Annotated in this window: 18 protein-coding genes and 2 pseudogenes; 13 read left to right on the top strand and 7 right to left on the bottom strand. The window is 49.2% G+C overall.

Annotated features, from left to right (window positions below; genetic code table 11):
• Nucleotides 1–46 precede the first annotated feature (46 nt).
• Entirely contained in the window at nucleotides 47–1288 is a 1242-nt protein-coding gene (locus ACLW56_RS11110; protein WP_330983841.1) for an MFS transporter, read from the top strand.
• 126 nt (nucleotides 1289–1414) lie between these two features.
• On the opposite strand, the gene ACLW56_RS11105 is transcribed toward ACLW56_RS11110, so the two are convergent.
• The gene (locus ACLW56_RS11105; RefSeq protein ID WP_330983840.1) at nucleotides 1415–3094 is read right to left on the bottom strand and encodes an SgrR family transcriptional regulator; all 1680 of its coding nucleotides are present in this window, start codon (nucleotides 3092–3094) and stop codon (nucleotides 1415–1417) included.
• Between the two features lie 222 nt (nucleotides 3095–3316).
• Between ACLW56_RS11105 and ptsG the strand changes: the two genes are divergently transcribed.
• The 10 genes and pseudogenes from ptsG to ACLW56_RS11055 all read left to right on the top strand — a co-directional run bounded on the left by ptsG (nucleotide 3317) and on the right by ACLW56_RS11055 (nucleotide 16985).
• On the top strand, nucleotides 3317–4843 hold the full coding sequence (gene ptsG / locus ACLW56_RS11100; RefSeq protein ID WP_330983839.1) for a glucose-specific PTS transporter subunit IIBC: 1527 nt from the start codon (nucleotides 3317–3319) through the stop codon (nucleotides 4841–4843).
• A complete protein-coding gene (locus tag ACLW56_RS11095) occupies nucleotides 4840–5682 on the top strand; it encodes a glucose-6-phosphate isomerase family protein (protein ID WP_330983838.1) in 843 nt (280 codons plus the stop codon). The genes ptsG and ACLW56_RS11095 overlap by 4 nt, the downstream gene beginning before the upstream one ends.
• Nucleotides 5682–6245, top strand: a complete 564-nt coding sequence (gene hxlB / locus ACLW56_RS11090) for a 6-phospho-3-hexuloisomerase (protein ID WP_330983937.1) — start codon at nucleotides 5682–5684, stop codon at nucleotides 6243–6245. Before ACLW56_RS11095 ends, hxlB begins: the two co-directional genes overlap by 1 nt.
• A gap of 23 nt (nucleotides 6246–6268) precedes the next feature.
• A complete protein-coding gene (gene hxlA, locus ACLW56_RS11085; RefSeq protein WP_330983837.1) occupies nucleotides 6269–6904 on the top strand; it encodes a 3-hexulose-6-phosphate synthase in 636 nt (211 codons plus the stop codon).
• A gap of 246 nt (nucleotides 6905–7150) precedes the next feature.
• Nucleotides 7151–7351: pseudogene (locus ACLW56_RS11080) on the top strand (ISAs1 family transposase); the annotation flags it as partial.
• A 665-nt stretch (nucleotides 7352–8016) separates the two neighbouring features.
• A complete protein-coding gene (locus ACLW56_RS11075; protein ID WP_330983836.1) occupies nucleotides 8017–8331 on the top strand; it encodes a PTS fructose transporter subunit IIB in 315 nt (104 codons plus the stop codon).
• Entirely contained in the window at nucleotides 8324–9439 is a 1116-nt protein-coding gene (locus ACLW56_RS11070; protein ID WP_330983835.1) for a PTS fructose transporter subunit IIC, read from the top strand. The genes ACLW56_RS11075 and ACLW56_RS11070 overlap by 8 nt, the downstream gene beginning before the upstream one ends.
• Nucleotides 9440–9543: 104 nt before the next feature.
• A complete protein-coding gene (locus ACLW56_RS11065) occupies nucleotides 9544–12135 on the top strand; it encodes a glycoside hydrolase family 38 C-terminal domain-containing protein (RefSeq protein ID WP_330983834.1) in 2592 nt (863 codons plus the stop codon).
• Between the two features lie 4 nt (nucleotides 12136–12139).
• The gene (ptsP, locus tag ACLW56_RS11060; RefSeq protein ID WP_330983833.1) at nucleotides 12140–14629 is read left to right on the top strand and encodes a phosphoenolpyruvate--protein phosphotransferase; all 2490 of its coding nucleotides are present in this window, start codon (nucleotides 12140–12142) and stop codon (nucleotides 14627–14629) included.
• Nucleotides 14630–14876: 247 nt separating this feature from the next.
• A complete protein-coding gene (locus tag ACLW56_RS11055; protein WP_330983832.1) occupies nucleotides 14877–16985 on the top strand; it encodes a metallophosphoesterase in 2109 nt (702 codons plus the stop codon).
• A 185-nt stretch (nucleotides 16986–17170) separates the two neighbouring features.
• Here the strand turns inward: ACLW56_RS11055 and nhaC are convergent, their stop codons facing one another.
• The 3 genes from nhaC to ACLW56_RS11040 all read right to left on the bottom strand — a co-directional run bounded on the left by nhaC (nucleotide 17171) and on the right by ACLW56_RS11040 (nucleotide 20360).
• Nucleotides 17171–18607: a Na+/H+ antiporter NhaC gene (nhaC, locus tag ACLW56_RS11050; protein WP_330983831.1), complete on the bottom strand. Its 1437-nt coding sequence runs from the start codon at nucleotides 18605–18607 to the stop codon at nucleotides 17171–17173.
• 10 nt (nucleotides 18608–18617) lie between these two features.
• Nucleotides 18618–19829, bottom strand: coding sequence for an aminotransferase class I/II-fold pyridoxal phosphate-dependent enzyme (locus ACLW56_RS11045; protein WP_330983830.1), 1212 nt, complete (start codon nucleotides 19827–19829; stop codon nucleotides 18618–18620).
• A 276-nt stretch (nucleotides 19830–20105) separates the two neighbouring features.
• Entirely contained in the window at nucleotides 20106–20360 is a 255-nt protein-coding gene (locus ACLW56_RS11040; protein ID WP_330983829.1) for a helix-turn-helix transcriptional regulator, read from the bottom strand.
• A 100-nt stretch (nucleotides 20361–20460) separates the two neighbouring features.
• Here ACLW56_RS11040 and ACLW56_RS11035 point away from each other — a divergent pair, with 100 nt between their 5' ends.
• On the top strand, nucleotides 20461–20709 hold the full coding sequence (locus tag ACLW56_RS11035; protein ID WP_330983828.1) for a helix-turn-helix transcriptional regulator: 249 nt from the start codon (nucleotides 20461–20463) through the stop codon (nucleotides 20707–20709).
• Between the two features lie 440 nt (nucleotides 20710–21149).
• Here ACLW56_RS11035 and ACLW56_RS11030 read toward each other — a convergent pair whose 3' ends face one another.
• Nucleotides 21150–22820, bottom strand: a complete 1671-nt coding sequence (locus ACLW56_RS11030; RefSeq protein ID WP_330983827.1) for a hypothetical protein — start codon at nucleotides 22818–22820, stop codon at nucleotides 21150–21152.
• A gap of 346 nt (nucleotides 22821–23166) precedes the next feature.
• Between ACLW56_RS11030 and ACLW56_RS11025 the strand changes: the two genes are divergently transcribed.
• Nucleotides 23167–23526: a hypothetical protein gene (locus ACLW56_RS11025; protein WP_330983826.1), complete on the top strand. Its 360-nt coding sequence runs from the start codon at nucleotides 23167–23169 to the stop codon at nucleotides 23524–23526.
• 129 nt (nucleotides 23527–23655) lie between these two features.
• On the opposite strand, the pseudogene ACLW56_RS11020 reads toward ACLW56_RS11025, so the two are convergent.
• Both ACLW56_RS11020 and tnpA read right to left on the bottom strand, forming a co-directional pair.
• Nucleotides 23656–23842: pseudogene (locus ACLW56_RS11020) on the bottom strand (DinI-like family protein).
• Nucleotides 23843–24029: 187 nt separating this feature from the next.
• A complete protein-coding gene (gene tnpA / locus ACLW56_RS11015) occupies nucleotides 24030–24488 on the bottom strand; it encodes an IS200/IS605 family transposase (protein ID WP_330981770.1) in 459 nt (152 codons plus the stop codon).
• Nucleotides 24489–24612 lie beyond the last annotated feature (124 nt).

Here is a 24612-nt window from a genome sequence, read left to right as displayed (position 1 = left end):
TGGTCTTATAAGTGCTGGATGGTTCATATCATGTGCCGGAGGGAGCATGAGAGATGGATTGGGGCGAGATTTCTGGCTCTACAGATGCGCTCAGATTGCGACAGCATTGGGTTACAGTGCATCATCGATTGCTGCTGTCTGGTGGATTCTGGGTGAATACCAGAAGATGATCTATGTGTCATATCTTATTGTCCCTCCATTGATTATTTCTGCGCTGGCCCAGCCGTTGATCGCACCTGCCGGCGATCGATACAATAAGAAATTGTTAATACTGTCCGGTCTTGTTCTTCAGTTTATAAGCTATATTACCGTTGCTTTTGTTTTCATGTCCGGTGGAATGAAATTGTCGGCACTGATTGCATTTGAGCTTCTGTCGGCCTCAGGACGAATTCTGTTTAATGCGGGATCAATAGGCATTCTTCCTCACCTCATCTCTGAAAACAGGATCACTGAGGGTATGAACATTACCCATCGTGTTACCTCCACGATGTCCATTATCGGTGGTGTCTCCGGTGGCGCAATGGTGACTTTATTGGGTGTCGCTAATTCTTTTCTGTTTCTGGCATTCTGTATCAGTATTGCCTGCGTATTCTGTATGTGCATGCGCTGTCATTCTCAGAATGACCAGGATAAGCCTCGTCGAGTCCCATGGCTGGATGATATCAAGGAGGGGCTTATCTACACGATGAATAACAGGGTGATTTCTGGTTTTTTCGTCTATAGCCTTATTATTGGCCTTGCCTTTGCACCAATGATGGTGGCTTTCCCCTGGCTGATAAAAGAAATTAAAGGGTTGTCTCCTTTCTATGTCGGTTTGCTTGCGACCAGTATGGGGGGTGGGGTGATAACCGGATCGTTTATCTTCCCTTATTTGCACGCGCGATTTGATAATAAGTCTCTGGTTTATATCTCTTCATCCCTTTTTTTTCTGTCACTGTTGCTTATAAGTTTGTGCCATCATGTCATCGTGCTTTTTATCGGACAATTTATCATAGGATTATCACGGAACTGGATTAACGTGGTTATCGATTCTCAGTTGCTGATTAATTTACCCGGGCATTTAAGAACGCGTGTACTTTCTAATCTGTCATTTTTCGCCATGATCAATATGCCAGTGGCAATGTTGTTATTTAGCTATCTGATGGATCTGCTGGGGGTATATAATATCTTCCTTATGCTGTCGGCAGTATGCTTTATTGCGATGCTGGTCATTGTCTCTAACCGGGAAATCAGACGGTTTTTGTCCGCTGAGCCCGAAGAAGCCGCAGAAATGTTGATGAGTAAATGAGGAAGAAAAACTTCACCTCGTAAGGCGATGCCGTCATATGGATGTTTATTGTCTTTATACCTTTGACGTTAACTATTATCCGGCAAAACACCGTGCGTTTGCTTAAAGGCTTTTGCTGGCGTAGCGTTACTCCAGCCAAAGTTGGCTGAAATCCGGCCATCCTAGCGTATTTAAATCCCGCCAGGTAAATGACTTCTCGGTCGCAAATTCCATCCAGTGATGTAACAGAGGAATGATATATCGCTGATGGGTTATTTCATGGAAAAAGTCGGCAATGGTTGAGAATGCCTGTTCATCGTCGCTGTTAAGAATGACGGGCAGTAACGCGTTCAGGTTTTGTCGCTGGGCTTCAGGTAATCGCGTAAACAGTGTGGTAGAAGCCAGCCATTCAAGAAACGCCGGAACCGAAAGCGTATCGAGCATAAAGTTGCTGAGCCAGATATCCGCCGGGGGGCGCGGTTGGGGATTAAAGCTGTCAAATGCGTCGATCCGTATCTCGGCGCGAATATGCCAGCGTTCAAGCAGGCTGCGGATCGCCCCGGCAAGCTCCACCAGTTCCGGCTGCTGAAAGGTACTGATGATAACGGGTTGACGCAGGTTAAACGGTGCGGTGATAGCGCCGAAATCCACCTGGCGGTGATTCCACTGTGGCAGCATGCCCTGAGCAACAGAGAGGATGCGTGCGTATTCGTCGGGAAGCTGCGTCTGGCTGAGAAGTTCGATAGGTTGCAGCAGGTAATTGATAAACCGTCTTCCGACATCATCCGCAAATACCCCTTCGCTATCGAGTAGAACAAAGCAGCATCCCTGCTCGAGGCTACGCTCATTGAGCGGGCGGTCATCCTGCGCTTCCTCACCCCGCAGCAGGGGAATAAAGCTCATGCTGATATGCTCTGGTGCCCAGGTGAAAATGGTGATTTCATCAAGCCCAGGACGGGCCTGATGCCAGTGTACATTGCGCCGCAAAACCATAAAGTTATCGCTGTGTTCCTGAAGGTGAAAAGCGCCAGTACAGCGGAGGTGACCGTGGTGATAATCGAACAGCATCGTCGGCTGGGTGGCAAGCAGACAGTCGAGCCGTCTGACCGGGTGATACGTTTCAACCACCAGATGCCAGGGGGCGTCAGCGGTAATCGATTTAAGAGGACTGAAAAGCGGGGCGAACTGCGGACTCTGGCTGGCAGCGAGCAGGCAGCGCTGAACGGCACTGGCATTCAGCTCGCTGCCATCTGTAAAGCGCGCGGTGGATTTGAGCCAGAACTCCCAGCGGGTAAAGTCATCGTTGTGGATCCAGTAGTGGGCGATATCGGGGACGATCCTGCTCTGAACGGCATCATAGCGCGTCAACCCGCTCAGGCACTGGTGCAGGAGGTGGCGTTCGGTCCGGCGCTGGGGGACGAGTGGGTTAAGGGGATCCAGATTACGGTAGTAGGGGATGCGTACCCGCGTTTCGCTGCTTGTATCCTGTACCCCAAAGCGCCAGAGGCTCAGGCGATCCAGTAGATACTTGTCGTTACCGATAAACCTCAGCACGTTGCCGTAATCCTGCTTTTGCAGCAGCTTATTGACGTTCTGGCTGAACAGCTTTTCCGGTGAGGTTAATAAGTGGAGCCGTGAGCGTTTACCGCGTCCGCGCTGTGGCCGCCAGTCGAGCCATTTTTCCTGATGCATCTTTTTAAGGGCAATACGGCAATTACGCACCGAACAGCCGAAGAGTGCAGCAATGTCCTGCATTTGTAATTCGTGCGTCTGACCTGCGCCGTAGCGGGCATACAGCCTGCGAAAATGCGCCTCGAAAATACTCATGATATTCCCTCCCATCGAACGCGATTTCCTGTTTTATCCCTTTATGACAGCCCCTGGCGTGATTACCTTCATAAATTTTCCGGTTTTAAGCGAAAACAGGAAATAACTTTCGTCTTCGGTTGCTGTTTTTTTCATCACCGCGGATTCGGATACTTAACGTGTTCGGAGCAGAACCTGCTGTCGTGCGAATCCCTGTCATAAAGACGCGCTCAGGAGATCGAGATGAAAAGATTCAACCTTCTGCAAATATTACAAAGCATCGGGCGATCGTTAATGATCCCCATTGCCATGTTGCCTGCCGCCGGTATTTTGTTGGCTTTCGGTGTGAGCTTTCAGGATCCCAATATTGTCGCCAGCCTGCCGTTTTTGGGCGCTGATTGGTTGATTCATGTGCTGAAGCTGATGGCGGAAGCGGGTAGCGCGATTTTCGCTAACCTGCCGCTGCTGTTTGCTGTGGGGGTCGCTATTGGACTCAGTGACGATCAGGGGATTGCCGGGCTGTCGGCGATCGCCGGTTTTCTGATAATGAACGTCGCCATCGGCCAGTTTCTGGGGATCACGCCCGAGTCGGTGGCGCAGGTACGTGACTACACGATGGTGCTGGGTATTCCTTCGCTCCAGACCGGCGTATTCGGCGGCATTATTATCGGGATTATTGCCGCCTGGCTTTATAAACGGTATTACCGCATCCAGCTCCCGTCATGGCTGGAGTTCTTTTCCGGCAAGCGCTTCGTGCCGATAGTCACCTCTTTCGCCGCGCTGTTTGTCGGTCTGGTGATGGCGGTGGTCTGGCCGCCAGTCCAGCATTTGATTAATGGCCTGTCGACTACTATGACGGTGCAGGGGCCGGGCGTGTCTGCCTTTCTGTTCGGTTTTGTTGAGCGGTTGCTGATCCCGTTTGGCCTTAACCATGTCTGGTGGCCGACGTTCTGGCTACAGTTTGGCGAGTACGTGAACAAAGCCGGACAGGTGGTGCACGGCGACCAGCTCATCTTCTTTGCCCAGTTGAAAGACCAGGTGCCGATTACCGCTGGAACCTTTATGGCCGGGCTGACACCCATCAAGATGTTCTGCATTCCCGCGATTGCGCTGGCGATTTATCGTAGCGCCAGCCCGGAAAACAAAGCGCGGGTGAAGGGCATTATGCTTTCCGGCGCGATCACCTCCGTTGTTTGCGGCATCACCGAGCCGATTGAGTTCTCTTTCCTGTTTGTTGCGCCCCTATTGTATGGCATTCACGCCATCTTAGCGGGGCTGGTGTTCCTGCTGATGGAGTGGTTCAGCGTGCACATCGGGCTCTCTTTCTCCGGTGGGCTTATCGACTATCTCTTCTTTGGCGTCCTGCCGCGCGCGCCTCACTGGTACATGGTTTTTCCGGTTGGGCTAGTGATGGGGATGGTTTACTACTTTCTGTTTACCTTTGCCATCCGTCGCTGGAATTTGCTAACGCCGGGGCGTGAAGTCGAAGAAAAAATCGTGGCGCAGGAAAGCGAACAGGACACTCTGGTGAGCGGCATCATTCTGGCCTACGGCGGGCTGGAGAACATCACCAGCATTGAAGCTTGCATGTCACGTCTGCGCATTGACGTTACGGATAAGTCACTGGTGGACAAGGCTCTGCTGAAACAACTTGGCGCGGCAGGGGTTGTCGAGGTCGGGAACAACATCCAGAGCGTCTTTGGCATGAAATCCGATCGACTGAAAGAGGCGATCCGCGCAGCTAACGCGTATACACAGGAGGCAAAATGAAACAGCTACACCCTAGCGGCTTGCCGCTGTATCTCGATGATGACGGCGTGATGGCGCTGAAACCCCCGCTGAATTATCTGGGATTTGGTCGCAAAAGTGCCGGACAAATGGCTGTCGTCTTGCCGGAGTTCACCGAGGCGCTGCATGATGAACCCGCTTACGATGTGTATCGTGGGCTTAGCTTTCCGGAAGATCAGGAACGGCTTACTGCCGATCAGTACCAGTATGACATCACCATCATCATGCCAGGGACGATTGGCAAGGAGCGTAAGAAAACCAGCGGTCATTACCACGGCTATAACGACACGCGGCGCAACACCCATCCAGAAGTGTATGAAGTGATTAAGGGGACGGCGGCTTATATCCTGCAAAAGTCGCCGGATTTTGCCGCCGCACCAAAAGAGCTGGTTGTGGACGATCTCATCGTGGTAGTCGTAAAGGAGGGGCAAAGTATTATCGTGCCGCCCAATTACGGCCACTGCTCCATCAATATCGGCGACGGAGCGCTGGTGTTCAGCAACCTGGCATATAAACCCTGCGCGGTTCACTACGATACGGTGCAGTTTTACCACGGTATGGCCTGTTACATCGTGGAAGAGAACGGGCAGCTCTGCGTGCGGAAGAATCACTACTACCCGGATATTCCGCAAATCAAATTCGCCACGGTCAAAGAAAATCCGCATCTTGGTATCACCTTTGATACGCCGCTTTACCAACGTTATCGCGCTGCGCCGGAACGTTTTCACTTTCTGGGGCATGTCGATAACTATGTTCAGGAAATCATGGCGATGCTCCAGTATCAGGATGATTTATTCCCGCTTTGCCAGGAGGGGATATGATGGAAACGCAATCTGTTGCAGGCATCGCTTGTACCGACCTGCATCAGGCGATGGCACGTATTGATTGTGCCGCACTGGATCGTCTGGAGCAGGCCATCGCTGAAGCGAACGCGATATTTGTTTTTGGTGCCGGGCGTTCGCTGTTAATGCTGAAAGCCTTTGCGATGCGCCTGATGCATATCGGCCTGAAGGTGCATGTTGTCGGCGATGTAGTGGCGCCTGCGCTGCAAAAAGGAGACTTGCTACTTCTGGCCAGCGCATCGGGAGAGACTTCTTCGCTGGTGAATGTGGCAACGAAAGCGAAGCAACTGGGTGGCAGAATCGCTTTGCTGACCATTTTCCCTGACTCCACGTTGGGGAATCTGGCGGATGTGGTGGTCAGGATCCCGGCCTATACCGACAAACTGCCGGATGGACCCGATAACGTGAAAGGCATTCTGCCCGGTGGCAGCCTGTTTGAAGAGGCGGTCATGGTGCTGGGGGACGCCATGATTGTGAATCTGGCACAGTCGACGGGATATCGCTTAAGCAAAGGTTTTGCGCTACACGCCAACCTCGAATAGTCATTCGACACAAGGAAACCAACATGAAATTACAGCTTGCCCTGGACGAGTTAACCCTGCCTGAAGCGCTGGTATTTATTGATAAGGTGGTTGACGACGTTGATATTATTGAAGTGGGAACACCTTTTCTTATTCGGGAAGGCGTGAAGGCGATTAAAGCCATTAAAGAAAAATATCCACATAAGGAAGTGCTGGCGGATGCGAAAATTATGGATGGCGGCTATTTTGAGTCGCAACTGCTTTTTGACGCTGGGGCAGACTATGTCACGGTGCTAGGCGTGACGGACGTGCTGACGATTCAGTCCTGCATCCGCGCGGCAAAAGAGGTCGGAAAGCAGGTGGTGGTGGATATGATCTGTGTCGACGATCTGCCCGCACGGGTCCACCTGCTGGAAGAGGTGGGCGTGGATATGCTGGCGGTACACACCGGCACTGACCAGCAGGCTGCGGGGCGGAAGCCTATTGATGATTTAGTCACGATGCTGAAAGCGCGCCGGAAAGCCCGGATTGCCGTCGCGGGCGGCATCAGCAGCCTGACGGTGCAGGAGTATGCGCTGTTAGGCCCGGACGTGGTGATTGTGGGGTCAGCGATAACGCATTCAGCGAATCCAGCAGAGGAAGCGAAGAGGATTTCACAGGTTTTGTTGCAGCATCATTGAGGTAACGGCGCAGGGGGACTCTGCGCCTGACTTCCTGATTACCGTTGTACATATAAATTTTTCCATTGGTACGTGGCCCAAAAGTGTAGGCCAACACGCCCTGAACCGGTTGAACGGCCCGAACTTGTGTATGAGCTTTAATTTCAGTAACACTACCAGGACAAATTGACGGCACAAAAAAGCCCACGCAATGGACTGCACCCCAAAAGTTGGACACCCAACTGAGTAAGGTGCAGTCCACGTTTGACTAAGGGTGAAGTCGTCGCTATTGATGGCAAGACACTTCGGGGCTCCTACAACCGCGATGATCGCCGCAGCACCATTCACATGATCAGTGCCTATGCCTGTGCCAATCAACTCGTTCTTTGGCAAATGAAAACAGACGCCAAAAGCAACGAAATCACCGCCATTCCAGCGCTTATCCAGATGCTTGACCTGCGTGGTTCACCCACTGCGAGTAAACAGGCTGGTAAATTACCCTGAACTTTTACTTTGCCCGGTAATGCCCTATGTTGTTATTCAATTCAACAAATGTTCAATTTATTCAAAAATACTTTCTGGGGAGATTAACTGTTTTGTGCAACAGGTCACAGCTATATTACTATACTTGATTTATTTTCACGACGTTATTTATGACGGAGTTAATTGCATTATGCTCAGTATATCATTCATCAAAATAATAGTTTCCATTTTGTTGTCTGCGGACCGCAAAATGAAATTGATGCTTGATGGTTTATGCTGGTTTAATTCCATTAATTGTCTTACCGAAAACGACCTTCCTGAATCAGACTGTATGGATATGCAAATAGCAAAGGGATGGTCCCTGCTATGGGAATGCGCCAGTCAGTCCCTGTGTACCGGTATTCGTCAACGCTTCTGCCAGAAAACACCTTTTTGCCAACATTTTCAGCACTCACTGTTATGTCGCCGTAAACGTGACGAGCTCCTTTTTTGTTTCCGTAACACCAGTTTGCATCAGCTGCTAGTTTGCCGCCACGCCAGTGGGGCAGATGCTGATAATCAGACTGGTCACTCTGTTGTTTCTCAACAAAGCACAATGCGCGTTTTCGCCATTGTGCTTTTTTTATGGTCTGAATTTAAAAGGAATCAATATGTACATTGTTTGTGTTGCAGCGTGTCCAACCGGTGTCGCTCATACCTATATGGCTGCTGAGTCGCTGGAGATAACGGGTAAGCATCGTGGTCACGAAGTGAAGGTGGAAACTCAGGGAAGTTTAGGGGCTGAAAACGAAATTACTGCGGACGATCTGGCGCGTGCAGATGCAGCCATTATTGCTGCGGATGTGGCCATCAGTGGTAAAGAGCGCTTTGAGGGCATGATTAAGCTCGAATGCAGCGTTTCAGACCCCATTAAGTTTGGTGATGCCGTGTTTGAAGCGGTAGAGAAAGAGGTGGCAAATGGCTAAATTCCAGGGCGGGGGAAAGCAATCTGCTGGTGTAGAAGTCAAAAACGCCATTATGACCGGGGTATCGTGGATGCTGCCGTTTGTGATTGCCGGGGCGGTTCTGATGGGGATAGCCCGTATTGGAGCATCAATCTATGGCATTGATAATATTTGGGATGCCAGCTATGAGCAGGCCAGTACGGTCATACAGGTGCTACATAAATTTGATGGCTTTGGTGGGCTGGCGCTGTCGTTAATGCTACCGATTGTGTCTGGATACATCAGTTTCGCACTGGCGAATAAACCTGGGCTAGCTCCTGGCATGGTTGGTGGCTTGCTGGCAAGTAACCTGGGAACCGGTTTTCTGGGGGCTCTGGCCGCAGGTTTTGTTGCCGGATACATCGTTCGGGCTCTTAATCGTTATATCAAACTGCCGCGAGCACTGGCTTCAGCGGGGCCCATTTTTATTTTACCTGTCGGCGGTACGTTACTGACGTGTGTCTGTATGGCCTTTTTGATTGGCTCCCCTTTAGCAGCCCTTAATCATGGAATGGAAAACTGGTTGTTGTCGATGTCAGGGACAAACAAGATTGTGTTGGCTGCGGTCATTGGTGGCATGGTGGGATTTGATCTCGGAGGCCCGATTAACAAAGCCGCTGTGACCACCGCAATGGCATTACTGGCATCGGGGATTTACGACCCCAACACTGCTGCTCAGGTGGCGATTATTGTGCCGCCTATTGGTTTGGGCGTCGCGACTTTACTGTGGTCATCACATTTTCCGGAGTCTCTGCGCGAAGCAGGAAAAGCCTCGACATTAATGGGGCTGATTGGGGTATCTGAGGGGGCGATCCCCTTTGCATTATCAAACCCACGTATCATTATCGTGAATGTCATTGGGTCTGCCGTGGCTGCGGCGATGGCCGTGGGATTAGGGGCTGTAAATCATGCGCCTATTTCAGGGTTTTATGGCTGGCTGGCTGTAGATCAATGGCCCGTTTACGTACTGTCAATTGCCTGCGGGGCGGCCATTATTGCCTGTGGATCTCTTTTAATTTTCCATCAAACCACTGGACAATCGGCGATAAAAAAAGAAGTTAAGGCTCCGGAGTTTAAAGCCGGTCGCTAAAAAGATGTACCGCGGGTACATCTGAATGAATGAGTCCTGTGTTTAGCGTAGATAAATATCTGCGCGGGATACGCTCGTATAAAAACAGAAGCAGGAACAGAAAGATGAAAACGGTTCATTTAATTCAGCATACGCACTGGGATCGTGAGTGGTATTTCACGGAAAACGACTCTCAAGTGTTGCTTTATTACTTTATGGAAGATCTTCTTCATCGCCTTGAAGCCGATACATCATTAGGCCCATTTATTCTCGATGGGCAGACAGTCGTGCTGGAGGATTATTTTCAGTTCGCTCCGCAGAATCGTGAACGTGTACAAGCTTTGGTAGCAGCCGGTCGACTATTAATTGGCCCATGGTATACACAAACCGATTTTTTGGTGGTGGGTGCAGAGTCGATTACGCGCAATTTGTTACTGGGGCAACTGGACTGTGAGCGGTTAGGGTCTCGTATGGCCGTTGGCTACGTACCTGATTCATTTGGTCAGAGTGCCCAGCTACCGATGTTCCTGAAGCAATTTGCTATCGACCATGCGGTTGTCTGGCGAGGCTGGAGTGAGTATGACACTCCGTTTACTGAATTTCGCTGGCGTAGCCTGGACGGCAGTTGCGTCACAACAGCCATACTGCCACAGGGGTATGGCTGTGCTAAAGGGTTACAGACAGATCCGCATCAGGCATGGCCAGGACTCTCTGAGGTACTGGAGAAACAAGCCGCTTTCAGCCGCAGTACACAACTGATACTGCCAAATGGTAATGACCAGTCACCTTTCGAGTATGGCGTACCAGCGATGCTGGATGCCCTGAACACGCAACAAACAGTGTATCGCTTTGTTCGCAGTGATTTCTCTCGCTATTTCGAGGCGCTTGAAAGCACCCCGCTCGATACTTTCGAAGGTGAATTGCTGAGCCCGAAATACATGCGAGTCCATAGAGGTATTTTCTCAACTCGCATGGACATCAAGCAGGCAAATGCCCGGCTGGAGAATTTTGTTAGTCGCCAACTGGAGCCGTTGCTGAGTGTTAGCTGGTCACTGGGATTACCGTATCCTCAGCAGGTGGTGGAAAATATCTGGCGTGAAGCCATGAAGTCACATGCACACGACAGTATAGGGGGATGTAACTCTGATCGGGTGAATGCGATTGTTAAAGACCGCCTGCTCTCGGGGCAGGAAAAGGCCAGCCAGCTTTATGAGCTGAATATGCAGATGCTGGCAAACGGACTATCCGCACAGCAGGATGGCAAGAAAATCATCATTTTCAATGCACTGCCTTCTCCACGGGATGGGTTGGTGGCTTTAACGTTGTATTTGCCGGGTGAGGATTTCAGCATTGTCGATGAGCAAGGACACTCCTGCCGCTGGCAGATCCTGCAGGAAACGTCGCAGGACATGTCTGTCATTGTGCAGGAACTTTCCAACAGTCCTTATCCTGTTTTTTACCGTAAATGCCAGATTTTACTGGAGGTTTCAGCGCTACCTGCCAGTGGTTATAGCACCTTATACCTTCAGGAAGGGGTGCCTTCCTGCTTTGCCCGCTCTTCTTCATTGACTCATGCCCTGGAAAATCAATGGCTTCGGCTGACGCTGGAAGGTGATCAGGTTGTGCTCTTTGATAAACGTAGTGGTAAGCGCTGGGATAACCTGATTCTGCTGGTTGATGGGGGAGATGCTGGTGATACCTACAACTATTCACCACCCGAAGACGACTGGCGTGTAACCAGTGAAGGTTCACTACAGAAAGCTGAGTGGCAGCACGGCGCATTAGCCAGCACGCTACTGCTGAACTGGTCGATTGCAGCACCACTAACCCTGCAAGATCGGCGGCAGCGATGCTGTAACGGACTGCTGGATATCAGCATGGCTATCACGCTGACCCACCAGAGCCCAGTGCTTGACATGAAAGTGACGGTCAATAACACCTTGCAGGATCACCGTTTGCAGCTCCATATCCCCAGCGAAGTGTGTGCGGATATCCATTTTGCCGACCAGCCATTTGGGTTGATCCGTCGCGAAAATCGCCCCTCCACGCTGGATGTCTGGCAACAAGAAAACTGGGGAGAGTCACCAGCCTCTCTTTGGCCGATGCAAAGTCTTGTCATGATGCATGACGGCAGGCAAGGGATGTGTGTGGTGACTGATGGGTTACGCGAATATGAAATTCCGGATGACCGCCCCTCAATTATGGCTGTTACGCTTCTGCGTAGCGTTGGCTGGCTGGGGCGTGCTGGTATGCCCTGGAGACCTGGTCGGGCATCAGGTATGGCTCTGCCTTCTCCGGATTCGCAAATCCCTGGTGAGTTCCATGCCAGTCTCGCCCTGGTTCCGATGCATGATGCAGAGAGTCCTGAATTCTGGCGTAGCGTTGAGAGATGGCGAACCCCGCTGGTGGGCTGGCTGGATTCGGGATGGGCTCGCTTCAAAACCAATCCACATAATCTCGCGTTTCCATCGACATACAGTCTTCTGCGCTGGGATACCCCCTTGCATTTCAGCACGCTGAAAAAGGCGCAACAAGGAGAGGCTCTGATCCTCCGGGGCTGGAATCCAGGTTCACGAGAGCTGATAAGCCCTGCCCCTGAAGCAAACGCAATACTCAGTGAAGTCGCTTTGTCAGAGATGCAGTCAGTGACATCTCACAACACAGTACCTGCATGTGCACCAGTCTCCTGGCGGATCACACCAACAATCAAAGGATAACGTCGTGTTAAAAGTTCATTTCACTTGCCCGCTTGAAAATGGCCTGCATGCCCGGCCAGCCAGCGCGCTTGAACAACGTGTCAGTCAGTTTTGTTCGCGCGTTCAGATTGCCAATCTGCGCAACCAGCATCAGGCTGACGCGCGCAGCATTCTGGCGATGATTGGTGCTGACATTTTGTATCAGGATCCCTGCGAGTTAATTATTGAAGGCGAGGATGAAGCCTCTGCTCATCGGTGCCTGTCCCGGTTTATCACTGAGGAGTTGACCGGTTGTGATGAACCTGTTGAGCATGATCAGAACCAGGGGGCACAACCATTACCCGTGTTTCTGGCTCAGACAATGGCCGGGATCCTTCGTGGTAAAGGCGTCAGCGTGGGGATGGTGCAAGGCTATGCGATACATCTGGGGGTGCCAGACCTTCATCGGCTGGCTGGAGAAGAAGCCAAGGCAACTTCTGTGACTCAACGCCAGGCATTGGAGGCCGCGTGGCATCAGGTACATATTCAGCTTAACGACGAGTTGAAGCATGCTCATGGGGAATCTGCCAGCGTGTTACAGGCACACATAAAACTGCTGGGTGATGCTTTGCTGGAAAAGTCGCTATTGGCTGAGCGGCCAACACGTAATGCACTGGAAGCGCTGGCTCAGACACTGGATGAACTAAGTGCGCCTTTACGGGAAAGCCGCAGTATTTATTTACAGCAGCGGGTTCTGGATTTGCAGGATTTAGGGCTGCGCCTGGCAGCGAACCTGACTTCAAAACCTCTGATGCCGAAAACCGTACTACAACGGGACAGTATCGTGATAAGTCCTGTTCCGATCACTCCTGGGCAGTTTCTGGCACTCCGTGGCCCACATCTGAAAGGTGTGATCATGGGAGCGGGCGGGGAAACGTCCCATACGGTCATTCTGGCCCGATCATTCGGTATTCCTTTGCTGAGTGTTGAGGCTGCGCAAACCGGGCGCATTCGCAGCGATGAGTCGCTGCTACTGGATACGCGCTATGGTGTTGTTGTCATGTCTCCGGATGAACAGGCGCAGCGCTGGTATCAGCTGGAACAAGCAAAACAGCAACGCCTCGAACAACGCCTTCAGCCATTAACGCGGCGTCCAGGGCGTACGCAGGACGGTGAACCTGTCACTGTGCTGGCAAATATCGCACTTGCGGCGGAAGCTGAATCCGCTTTTGCAGCGGGAGCCGAAGGTATTGGTTTGTTCCGCACTGAAATGCTGTTCTGTGAGCGGTCTGCTCCACCTGATGAGGAAGAACAATACCAGGCGTACCGCCATGTTCTTGAGCAGGCTAAGGGGCGTAAAGTTGTGATCCGTACCCTGGATATCGGGGGGGACAAACCTTGTGATTACATGGAGATGCCACAGGAAGAGAATCCTTTTCTGGGCTGGCGTGGTATTCGCCTCTATCCGGCATTTATGGACATTGTCAGCTCGCAGATGCGTGCTCTGCTCCGTGCCAGTGCTGCCGGGCCGCTACACATCATGGCCCCGATGGTGACAACGCTTGAGGAAGTGAAGTGGCTACGCGAGCAATTCCAGAAAACAGAAGCCGACCTGCATGAAGAAGGGTACCCCACTGGAGTGTGGTCATTAGGGATCATGGCTGAAGTTCCCTCTGTGCTGTATCTGCTGGCGAAGGCTGCCGCATACATTGATTTCGTTTCTGTGGGCAGCAACGATCTGACGCAATATTTCCTGGCCTGTGATCGTGGCAACACGCAGGTGCGGCATTTGTACAATTACTTCGATCCCGCATTTTTGCAGTTACTGCGAGAGATGACCGCTCAGGCGAACAGGGCTGGCATTGACATCAGTTTATGTGGGGAGATGGGAGGAGATACGGCTGCGCTACCGCTTTTGTTAGGCATGGGGTTACGCCATATCAGCATGTCAGTCAGTCGGATCGCGCCGTTGAAAGCGCGTTTAGCGACAGCAACCATCGCGGCTTGTGAGGAGGTTTTATGCCAGGCTCTGGAGTGCGAGAGCGCTCAGGCGGTCGCAGAACAACTTCAGTCACAGGTGGCTGATATCTCTAAACCTGTTTTTGATCCTGCGCTTATTTTACTGAATTACACGGTAGTCAGTAAGGCTGAGGCCATTAAAGTCATCACCGATAACCTTGAGATTGAACAGCGAACCCTTTCTGGTTCAGAGGTGGAAACCGCTATCTGGCAACGAGAAGAAATATTCTCTACAGCACTCGGGTTCGCCATTGCGCTTCCGCATTGTAAATCCTCTGCTGTCACCAGTAGCAGTGTCTCGGTGATGCGCTTAACGGAGCCGCTGGCCTGGAGTGATGACGTCGACGTGTCACTGGTCATTATGCTGACGGTCAGCGAACAGGAGAAGGGTGACCATATGAAAATATTCTCCAGACTGGCTCGAAAATTAATGCATGCAGATTTCCGTCAGCAGTTAATGGACAGCAAAGCCCCTCAAAATGTTGCTGAGCTACTCGAACAGGAAATGGCGGGGTAATCATGATGCAACAAATTCCCTACTGATTACCCAGCGTTAAGAGGAAATGATTATCTTCATAATCATAATGTTTCATGGCCTGGGAATAAAACAGGGTTCCCTATGCTGGAATCGGTTATGTCTCCTGTAATGATGGCTCTTACATAAAAGACGGAAAAACATATCGGGATGCCTGAGAGATGCGTTATCGCGTCGGTTTTGCAAATAATTTCTAATTCATTCAGTTGAATGCTGGAGGGTGTGATTTATGAACAAAAAAATGTGTTCGTGTCTGGTGCTGGGTCTAATGCTATCAGGGAAATTAGCCGCTGCTTCGGATTATCAATATAGTGTTGCGTTTATGCCTGATATCCATTTTCATGATGTCTACGGGCATTTTTCCGACGGTGCATTTGATGGACTGAAAAACAGTAAAAGTGGTCAGCCAGCCATGATCCGCACAATGTACGCACAGTTAACCTCGACCCGACTTTTTAATGAGAATTATTTTGCATTACGCGCCGCACTTGATGATGCGGGCAAAAAAGGCATTAAACTTATCGCTTTGCCTGGTGATTTCAGTGACGACGGTCAGCCCGTTCATTTAAGAGGGTTGGTAAAGATACTGCACGAGTATGAGCAGAAGTACGGCATGCGTTTTTTTGCGACGCCAGGGAATCACGATCCCAACCGGCCATTTGATCTGCCGGGCGGAGAGGAAGACTTTCTGGGGGCAGGGGGTAAAACTCAACGCATTTTTAGCTACGGGGCAAAGGAATGTACAGGATATAAAGGCAAAACAACGGTTATTCAAACCGATGCAGAATTACCGACAATATGCAGTGAGGAAATGGTGAGTAGTGGTTATCAGCATGTTATGGATGCCATGAAATCCTTTGGTATTCATCCATTGCCTGATGATGTCTACTGGGAAACACCCTATTCTGACTATCATTCTAAGGGATATAGTTACGCCGAAGCCCTCAGATTCAGTGATTTCAGTCAACGACAATATGAAATTTGTACTCAGGGTACAGGAGGGAAATATAAACAACCAGGGTATGGGCCATGCTTTAATGTTGCAGACAGCAGTTATCTTGTTGAACCTGTTGCTGGACTCTGGCTGATGGCGGTAGATGCAAATGTCTATATTCCTTCTGCAAAGGCTGATATCACAAACCCAACCTACGCGAAGAATTTTGAAGGTTCAGGAGATGCCGGGTACAACAACATGCTGACGCATAAACAGCAGACTGTTGCCTGGATGGCGTCGGTTGCAAAACGTGCCAAAGCTCAAAATAAAACACTTGTGACGTTTAGCCACTTTCCGATGGTTGAGTTTGATAATGGTGCAGCAAACGATATAGAAACCCTCTTTGGTGAAGGGAAATTCCAGTTAGCCCGGGCACCTAAAGAAGATACCAGCCATGCACTGGCAAAAACGGGTATAGGTGTTCATGTCGGTGGCCATATGCATTTCAATGACACCGGCGTACGACGCTATAAAGATGGGAGCTTATTGTTTAACATTCAGGCGCCATCAATGGCAGCGTATGTGCCTGCTTATAAGATATTGAATTTCAAAAACCAGCATGAAATTGATGTCCAGACCGTCGTTATTGATTCTGTCCCACGGTTTAATGAATTGTTCGAGCATTATCAGCAGGAGTGGGACCATCTGAATGCCATTCATTCCCCACATATCTGGAATAATAATATCCTCAAAGCCGGAAGTTATTACGACTTTACCAACTGGCACATTACCGAGTTAACTCGTCTGCGTTTCATTCCTGAAGAGTGGCCATGTGAAATCCGGCAGATGGTGTTTAGTCTGAATGGCAAGGAAATGCTGATATTAAGTCAGCTTGAGGGATCTATGCCTTACAGTGATGTTCTCCGTGCTCCTTTGAGCGCCAGCCATGCCATTTGTGCCAAAGGTACGAATCTGGAGACGGTTGATATCACGCAGCGCTATCTTAAAAAGAATGCAGATGCATGGAAAACAGCCAGCAAAAAAGCCGAAACACTGGCAATGAATGCAGGTTTTCAGCTGGATGACTTCGCGCGATGGAATGGATTTGATCTCGCCGTAGACTTCTATCGCTTGCGCAATGCAGATGAACTTGCACTGCGTGATATTTCGGGATCTCGCTTGAACCAATATCGCCTGTTGACCGGGAGTCTTGCCGCAACACTACCACCGACAGTGATTAAGATTAATTCCGGGAGTTCATTTGAAACCATATTCAAATTACGCTTTGGCAGTATTTTTAGCGTTATTGACAAATATCTGAAAGGGACGCCAAGCCGTAACTTCCACATCAATACGAAAACCGGAGAAATTTCACCTGTTATCCAGAATGTGACCCCGATATAGTTATTTAACCTGCGCAGGGCTCTGTTCTTATATAGAGCCCTGCTTGCTGTGTAAGTATCCAGAAAAAAGACCCTTTAAATTTCGAGATTGGTTCTAAAAGTTGCTTGCCGGGCTGGAAGTGCAAAGTTGTTTGGTGGGGATGTGCGTTGGCAGGGCAGATATTTCCCCTGCCAACGTTAAGCTAATTAAACGGGAGACGCTACATACCGTGTGCCAAAACTCGTCCATTTCGACAAGAAAGCATACAGGATCGCAATCAGCCAGCAGGACAAATTAAAGAGAACAAACGGCAGGTAATCGACAGTCGCGACGCCGAGGGTTTTCGCCATAAACATGCCGGAGATTGTCCAAGGGAACAGGCCTTCGAGCAGCGTTGCGCCGGATTCCATGGCGCGAGACATATTCACCCGATGCAGTTTCTGTTTCTCATAACACGGCTCATACATGCTTTTGACGATAAAAAAGCTGATCACCGCGTTGCCCGTACAGGCAACCAGCAGCGAACTGGTGAACATCGTCGCGAGAATGGTGCGAGTGACAGTATTGAGTTTTTGCACCAGCCGCCGGAGGATCACCGCCAGCGCCCTGGAAACATCCAGCGCGGAAGCAAACAGAAACGCGCACAGCATCACCACAATCGGCCCGACCATCGAATACATGCCGCCACGGTTCAACAGCACATCGATGTTCTTCGCGGTGGAAGCATCCATGCTCAACGACGCCAGCTCCGGCAGCATGCTGGAGTTAAATCCATTGATTGCTGCGCCAACAATATCTGCCATTGCGATAGCCTGAAAAACCACGGCCAGCGCAATGCCGAAAGCGGCTGAGGCAATCAGAACTATTACGGAATCCCATTTCTTCATCGCGCCGATAAACACCAAAAGCGCGGGGGAGAGCAGCAACGGGTTGAGCCAGAACAGCGTGTTAAGCGACGACTTCATCACTGCAATCGCCGCCATTTGTGCGCTGGTGCCGCCGCTCAGATGATTCCCCAACAGGTAAAAGCCAACGCAGGCGCAGAAGAACGCCGGAACAGAGGTATAAAGCATATTGCGGATGCTCTGGTACAAATCCGCACCCGCGGCAATGGCGGCCATGTTGGTGGTATCGGACAGCGGCGAAAGCTTATCGCCAAAGTACGCCCCGGAAATCACGGCCCCGGCGGTTATCGGCAATGAGACTTCCATCGCCGAAGCCACGGCCATCAACGCTACGCCAATGGTGCCTGCCGTTCCCCATGAGGTGCCGGTAAACGTCGAGATGCAGACCGTCACCAAAAACGCGGTGAGGTAGAGATAGGCCGGATTGATCACCGCCAGGCCGTAATACACCATCATCGGAATGGTGCCGGAGACCATCCAGCAGCCAATCAGCATGCCAATCGACAACAGCAGTAAAATGGCGGGAACGGCGTCTTTGATTTTCACGACCAGGGCTGTTATCACCTCGCTCCAGCTGCCGCCGTACCAGACGGCATAAAAGCTGGTGACAAGGGTGATGCAGATTAAGGTGAATTCGACCGGGTAGTTCAGCAGGCCAATGCCGACGGCAAAGACCAGAAAGATAACGATCAGCAAGCCGACCGCAGAGGCGAACGAAGGCTGTTTCTGCGTGTTCATCCTTAACTCCTCACTTTCCATGAAGGGCGGCAAAAGCCGTGTCCAGATCGGCAATCAGCTGCGTTGGGCTTTCCTGACCGATTGAGAGACGAATCAGGCCCGGCGAGATGTTATCCGCTGCCAGTGCGGGTTCGTTGTAACCCCGATTCGGCGAAATAATCAGGCTCTCGTAGCCGCCCCAACTGCAGCCGACTTTGAACAAGCGGCAGCTGTCGATAAAACGCTTTACCTCTGCAAAGTGCCCGTCGCGAATTTCAAAGGAGAACAATCCAGAGAAGCCGTGCATTTGCTTACGGATAATCGCCTGCTGCGCGGCATCTGCCATGTACGGATGGCGGATGTTTTCTACTTCCGGGCGAGTTTTCAGGTTCTCAATCACCTGCAACACATTCTCCTGATGGCGCTGCATGCGCACAGGCAAAGTGCGTAAGCCGCGCAGCAGCAGCCAGGCGACAAACGGCGACAGCACCGCACCGAGCAGCTGGTGGGAGAAATCGCGGATCTCCGCCATGCGCTCACGAGAGGTGATCACCGCCCCGGCAATCAAATCGCTGTGCCCGCCGAGATATTTGGTGCAGGAATGAATTACGATATCGAAGCCCAGCGTCAGCGGCTTTTGAAACAGCGGCGTGGCCCAGGTGTTATCGATAACCGTGGTAATACCGTGCGCCTTCGCAAGCTGGGCGATAGTCGCCAGATCGACAATGTTCATTGTCATGGTGCCGGGTGATTCAGCGTAAATCACACGCGTGGACGGACGTATCTGGCGGGCAATTGCCTCCGGTGTGCCATCCAGCACCACGTCGTACTGTATGCCGAATTTCTTCGCCATCTGTTTGATCAGCGCCATCGCCGGGCCGTAGACGTTATTGACCAGAATAATGTGATCGCCGCTGTTGAGGTTTGCCATCAACACCGCGCTGATAGCCCCCATGCCGGAAGCAAAACAGCGGCACGCTTCGCCACGTTCCAGTTTTGCCAGCTTGTCTTCCACCATTTGTACTGTGGGGTTCAGGCCGCGGGAGTAGATGAAGCGTTCAGCCTCGTGCTGCATGTCGTCGCAGTAGGTTTGATAGTCTTTCTGTACAAACAGGCTGGTCTGGATTATCGGGGCGCTGACCGCGCCAAAGTAGAGTTCATGCGGCTCGTCCTGCCCGGAGCAGGCGACAGCATCGGCAGCAGTAAAATCATCGTTTTGCAGGAACAGAGTATTGCGGTCCATTCGACATATCCTTGTGAAATAAAAGACAAAGCGAGACCCGGCACGCACGGTGAATCCGCACATGAGGGGCTATGTGTAGAGAAAAAAGCTAACGAGCAGGGCGCAACGGTCTGGTGATAATGGCTAAGGAAAGTGGGAGCAGTTTTCCCGGAAGTGGGGCAACGAAATGAGGTGGAACCAGTGTGAATCAGCGTGCATAAACAACTCCAGAGTGGGTGTTGTGGGAATGCGTCTGTCACTCACAGCGCGGGGCAAAAAGCCCCGGAGTCACGGTATTCAGGAAGCTGGATGAAGCATTTCTCTCGGTAAACGGGTGTCGTGGCTGCCGCTATATCTATCAGGCCAGATAACCGCCGGATGCACATTAAGTGCGTTGGCAATCAACCACTCACCTTTCGGCCACGGACGATTCAACGCATTCGCCAGCGTCGACGACGCCAGTCCCGCTTCGCGCGAAACCCGCGCCAGACTTGTGCCGCGCTTGCGTAGCCCGGCTATTATGTCGGCTGGATGCCAGTTTTGGTTGGTCATTTGGAACTCCTCCTTAGTAGTAGAACGACCAATTATCCTGTTTTGGGATAAATATGTGAATAGCCGATATTCGATTTTGGGATAAATTCGGAATTCATAAATGTCATCGATCTATTCGGAAGACTATCAGCTAGTTATAAGGACGTTGCGCAGCGCACGTCTGGAGAAAGGCATGACCCAAGCCGCCCTCGCGCAGGCGCTGGGTAAACCTCAATCATTCATCGCAAAAGTAGAAAACGGTGAGCGCCGCCTGGATGTGATTGAGTTTATTCATTTCGCCAGATTGCTTTCGTTTGATCCTACTGAGCTTATTCATGAGATCATGGAGAAGCAGGGGGGAATGAGGTGAAGGTCTGCCCTGTAAATGGACTCGATTTAGCCCAAGCAATTTTTGAGATCCCGGACTACCGGCTGACATCTTTAACGGCTCGTCCGGCTTCAGCATGCTCAATCATGGTGATGATCTGATGCTTAGTGATATGGGCTTTACCTATAACGCTGTCTTTCGTTAGTAAATTGTATATGCCGGACGAGATCGAAATATCAATCGCAACATCAAATAGGGTCCTTACAAAATGGCTGGGTACTGCCTAAGATAATGGGATTATTATTAGCAATGTTGGGGAGATGGTGAAGGCAGCTAAACTTTTTGTAATTAATAAACTTTTACCCTTGCAATAAAGCTGGACGTACTTACAAATAAAGCATGTGAGATAAATATTAAATTCGGTAATCACAAGTCTAACAAAACAATTCCCGACTCATTTTATTGAGTCGAGAATGAATTCATTATATGTGACTGAACATTATACCAGTTGCTGAATTTCTATAATTATTAAGCCGTTCATCACGCTCTCTAAACTTGGTTCTAATATCTTTGATATTTGGAAATCCCCACATCCCCATACCAGCACCGATTGTTCCTAACGCAACATTGCCTGTGTAAGCGGCAGCTATTGATATCACTCCGCTTACTATACAAGGTGTAACATCTAAACCAAATATCCTTAGCTTTTCTTTTCTTGCGTTTTCTATAAACCGTTGATGTTTGGCAAACTCACCATCAATATTATCAATGACTTTCTGCATCGTCTTATTGTACTGGTTGGGAGATGAGCCAATTAACTCTCCAACGCCAAACGAAAGAGTTTCTCGTACTTCATGTAAAAGGCCATTTCTTCTTAATTGTATAATTTTATCTATCGGTATATTTCCGAGCCAAGAAAACTCCTCTTGATGCCCTTTTGAGAGTGCATGAACCATATGGAGATCCCTAACTTGATCAGTACTTGTCTCGTAGTTAGATGATTCATATTCCAATAACCAAGTATAATAAAGCCATGAGGTTTGCGCATTTATGAAAGGAGTTGATCCCAACTGGTTAGCATTATCTTTAGCTGAAAGCGCTTGCGGCATTCTACCGATGCAAGTAGCATATATCTCCATTCCAGGATGATTCTCAAACCACGAAAGAGATACTCGAAGTCGGTCGGACATTAATCTTTTTAGCTGATTTTCGGGACCACTTTCCCATTCAGTATCAAAAATAAGTCTATCTGGTCTTTTTAATTCCGACATGACTTTATCAATGCTATCTAAATGCTTACAAAAATCTTGTAATTCATCTTTGTCTGAAAATTTCCTATCAAAAAGATAGCCTGCGTGCGCTAAAGTATAAGGCTCGCTTCGCCTCAATAAATCATTGGTTTTCTCAGATGTATAATCTCTTTCATCCGGTAGTATCAAAACTATATTAGGTTCAATTTCCTCCAAAGCAATATCTTTATAAGTCATACAAGTCAGCACATGCTTAAAAAAGAGTCTACAAAATTCGCTCTTGGTTGCATGATTATGAAGACGACCGACCCTTAGAATAGGGCATGGAAGAATTATTGTATCAACGTATAATCCTGCGATGGATACAGAATTTTTTGAATATGAGGGGAAGAGATCACCAGAGAAGTTTGCCTTTAGTTGGGTACCATCTTGTAGGTGAATAATTCCTATTTCTGCCGCAGTTGACCAAAACTCTAAAATCTCCTTATAAAACTCCTCAAAGCATCCATCAAGTTCATCAACACACTCATCTTTTTTGCATAAAAAATCTGCTACTTGGTACGGTAAAGCACCTTTTTTAGATATCAGTTGATAGTATTCCCCAAAATTGTCAAAAAGAATTCTAAAGTATGCCTCTTGGAGCCCGTGTATTGAAAATTTGTCCTTAATTTGATTGCGTTCCGCAAAGTGGCGTACAGCAACGCCCATTGCTCTTATTCGACCATCCACTGTTTGAGGCTCAACTTTCCCATCAGGCCTTAATTTAATTTTTCTGAGGCTCTCAGCTAAACCATTAGCAAGATGAGCGGCAATCTTTAACGTACCTGCTTCTAGCTCCCTCTTTATTAGAAATACACGATCAGTTAAGGCATTGACATAATCTTCATCATGATCGTTTTGCATAATAAATACCTTCTTTTTGAATGGTTTGAATATCTATAATAATACGCCTACAGATCCTATGTGCAAATATATTGCTATTAATACTAGCGATCAACCTGCGCACTTTATGTAACGGTTTTCATCCAGGCGCATAAGACCAGCAATTCCCCACCAAAACAGGTAGGTACAGCCAAGGCGATCACAATGCGATTTCATGCGGAAAAGCCATGCACTCTGGCATCGATTACATTCTTGAGGTGAACTGGCTGGGTATCGTTCACCTGTGTTCAATCCTAAGCGTTCGACAGCAGAATGCTGTGATGTATAATCGAATAATAGTTAAAATTTTATCTCAAAGGAGTGCGTTTTGTTTAAAGAAGAAGTAGTCATTAGCAAACATGCATGTGTGATGGAGTGTCCTTATTGTTTGAGTCGAGTAAGAACTGAGGCATTGATCTGTAAATCATGCCATGCAAAAATCACGGTGGCACGTTCTTTCAGCCTTCTTCGTTTCCTTGCCGCATTTTTGGTTTCTTTATTTGTACTTACTTTCGTAGTTAACTTTATAAACTTGCCATTCCTTAAATACATTTTTGGCATTGATACTAGTTTATTTAAATCGATTTTTATTTTCTTTCTATCAGTCGCAATAGCTGTAATTCATGTAAGAAGAAAAAATGAATGGATGAAAGACCCTAATGTTGTGAAGTTTGTTTTTCATCGATAATAAGTCTATAGAGTATTTACAGTTCAGATCATCACAGATCTTTTTTTTGCGCTAACATCGCATTGAATAGGAATCAAAATAGCCAGCGTAAAATTTAAACTCTTACACTGGCACAGTTCCTTAGTGCAACTAGTTGTCCTCTTCCCAAACCTGCTGCATGATTTCCATCACTCGCTTTTTTTTCTCATCAAGTTTGATCTGTTCAACTAAACACCGTTTGAAGAACTTTCGTTTATGCGGATTGCTCTCTTTGGCAAGATAGGTTGCAGATTGTGGTAAAACTCGACTTCCGAATGTCCAGTGTTGCCTGGCTAATCTTGTGTTTTTTTTAAGATGCCTAAAAGGTTCGGATTAAATTAGCTGGCTTAAGACTTCGCGGGACAAATTGAGGGCTCAATAAATATCCTCCGGCATAGCCGGAGGTTTTTCATATGCGCCTATAAGGCTCTGTCACCAGCAGCGCCCTAACAGGCGCATCACGATCTGACATTTGCATCTATGGATTACTTACGGCCCGTAAACGGGCTACCCGGATAGGGGATCGACAACTGCTCACCCATTTTATCCTCTTCCAGTTGGTGCTTTATGTATTCCTGTATCCTGGTCGTATTTTTTCCAACCGTATCAACGTAATACCCTCGGCACCAAAACTCCCTGTTACGGTATTTGAACTTCAAATCCCCAAATTGCTCATAAAGCATCAGGCTACTCTTGCCCTTCAGGTACCCCATAAAAGCCGATACACTCATTTTCGGCGGGATCTCCAGAAGCATGTGGATGTGATCCACACAACATTCCGCTTCAAGAATATTCACGTTTTTCCATTCGCACAGCTTTCTTAAGATACTGCCTATCGCTTTGCGTTTTTCACCGTAGAACACCTGTCTTCGGTACTTCGGCGCAAAAACTATGTGATATTTACAGTTCCATCGGGTGTGCGCTAAGCTCTTTTCGTCCCTCATTGGGACCCCCTTTTGATTTCTTGTTGAATGTTTGCAGTTGCCAGACCGCAACCTGTTTTAACAAATCAAAAGGGGTTTTTAGAACCGACTCAAAGCTGAAAGCTTTACTGAACCCCCAGCCTAG

This window comes from Pantoea sp. sgz302252 (assembly GCF_047713085.1).
Taxonomy (GTDB): Bacteria; Pseudomonadota; Gammaproteobacteria; order Enterobacterales; family Enterobacteriaceae; genus Scandinavium.
Note: the sequence above shows the minus strand (reverse complement) of the source record. Positions and strands in the feature narration are given on the sequence as shown.

Coding starts and splice junctions, on each gene's coding strand:
- ACLW56_RS11110 (WP_330983841.1), top strand. CDS start 47: ATGAGAGATGGATTGGGGCGAGATTTCTGGCTCTACAGATGCGCTCAG.
- ACLW56_RS11105 (WP_330983840.1), bottom strand. CDS start 3,094: ATGAGTATTTTCGAGGCGCATTTTCGCAGGCTGTATGCCCGCTACGGC.
- ptsG (WP_330983839.1), top strand. CDS start 3,317: ATGAAAAGATTCAACCTTCTGCAAATATTACAAAGCATCGGGCGATCG.
- ACLW56_RS11095 (WP_330983838.1), top strand. CDS start 4,840: ATGAAACAGCTACACCCTAGCGGCTTGCCGCTGTATCTCGATGATGAC.
- hxlB (WP_330983937.1), top strand. CDS start 5,682: ATGGAAACGCAATCTGTTGCAGGCATCGCTTGTACCGACCTGCATCAG.
- hxlA (WP_330983837.1), top strand. CDS start 6,269: ATGAAATTACAGCTTGCCCTGGACGAGTTAACCCTGCCTGAAGCGCTG.
- ACLW56_RS11075 (WP_330983836.1), top strand. CDS start 8,017: ATGTACATTGTTTGTGTTGCAGCGTGTCCAACCGGTGTCGCTCATACC.
- ACLW56_RS11070 (WP_330983835.1), top strand. CDS start 8,324: ATGGCTAAATTCCAGGGCGGGGGAAAGCAATCTGCTGGTGTAGAAGTC.
- ACLW56_RS11065 (WP_330983834.1), top strand. CDS start 9,544: ATGAAAACGGTTCATTTAATTCAGCATACGCACTGGGATCGTGAGTGG.
- ACLW56_RS11055 (WP_330983832.1), top strand. CDS start 14,877: ATGAACAAAAAAATGTGTTCGTGTCTGGTGCTGGGTCTAATGCTATCA.
- nhaC (WP_330983831.1), bottom strand. CDS start 18,607: ATGAACACGCAGAAACAGCCTTCGTTCGCCTCTGCGGTCGGCTTGCTG.
- ACLW56_RS11045 (WP_330983830.1), bottom strand. CDS start 19,829: ATGGACCGCAATACTCTGTTCCTGCAAAACGATGATTTTACTGCTGCC.
- ACLW56_RS11040 (WP_330983829.1), bottom strand. CDS start 20,360: ATGACCAACCAAAACTGGCATCCAGCCGACATAATAGCCGGGCTACGC.
- ACLW56_RS11035 (WP_330983828.1), top strand. CDS start 20,461: ATGTCATCGATCTATTCGGAAGACTATCAGCTAGTTATAAGGACGTTG.
- ACLW56_RS11030 (WP_330983827.1), bottom strand. CDS start 22,820: ATGCAAAACGATCATGATGAAGATTATGTCAATGCCTTAACTGATCGT.
- tnpA (WP_330981770.1), bottom strand. CDS start 24,488: ATGAGGGACGAAAAGAGCTTAGCGCACACCCGATGGAACTGTAAATAT.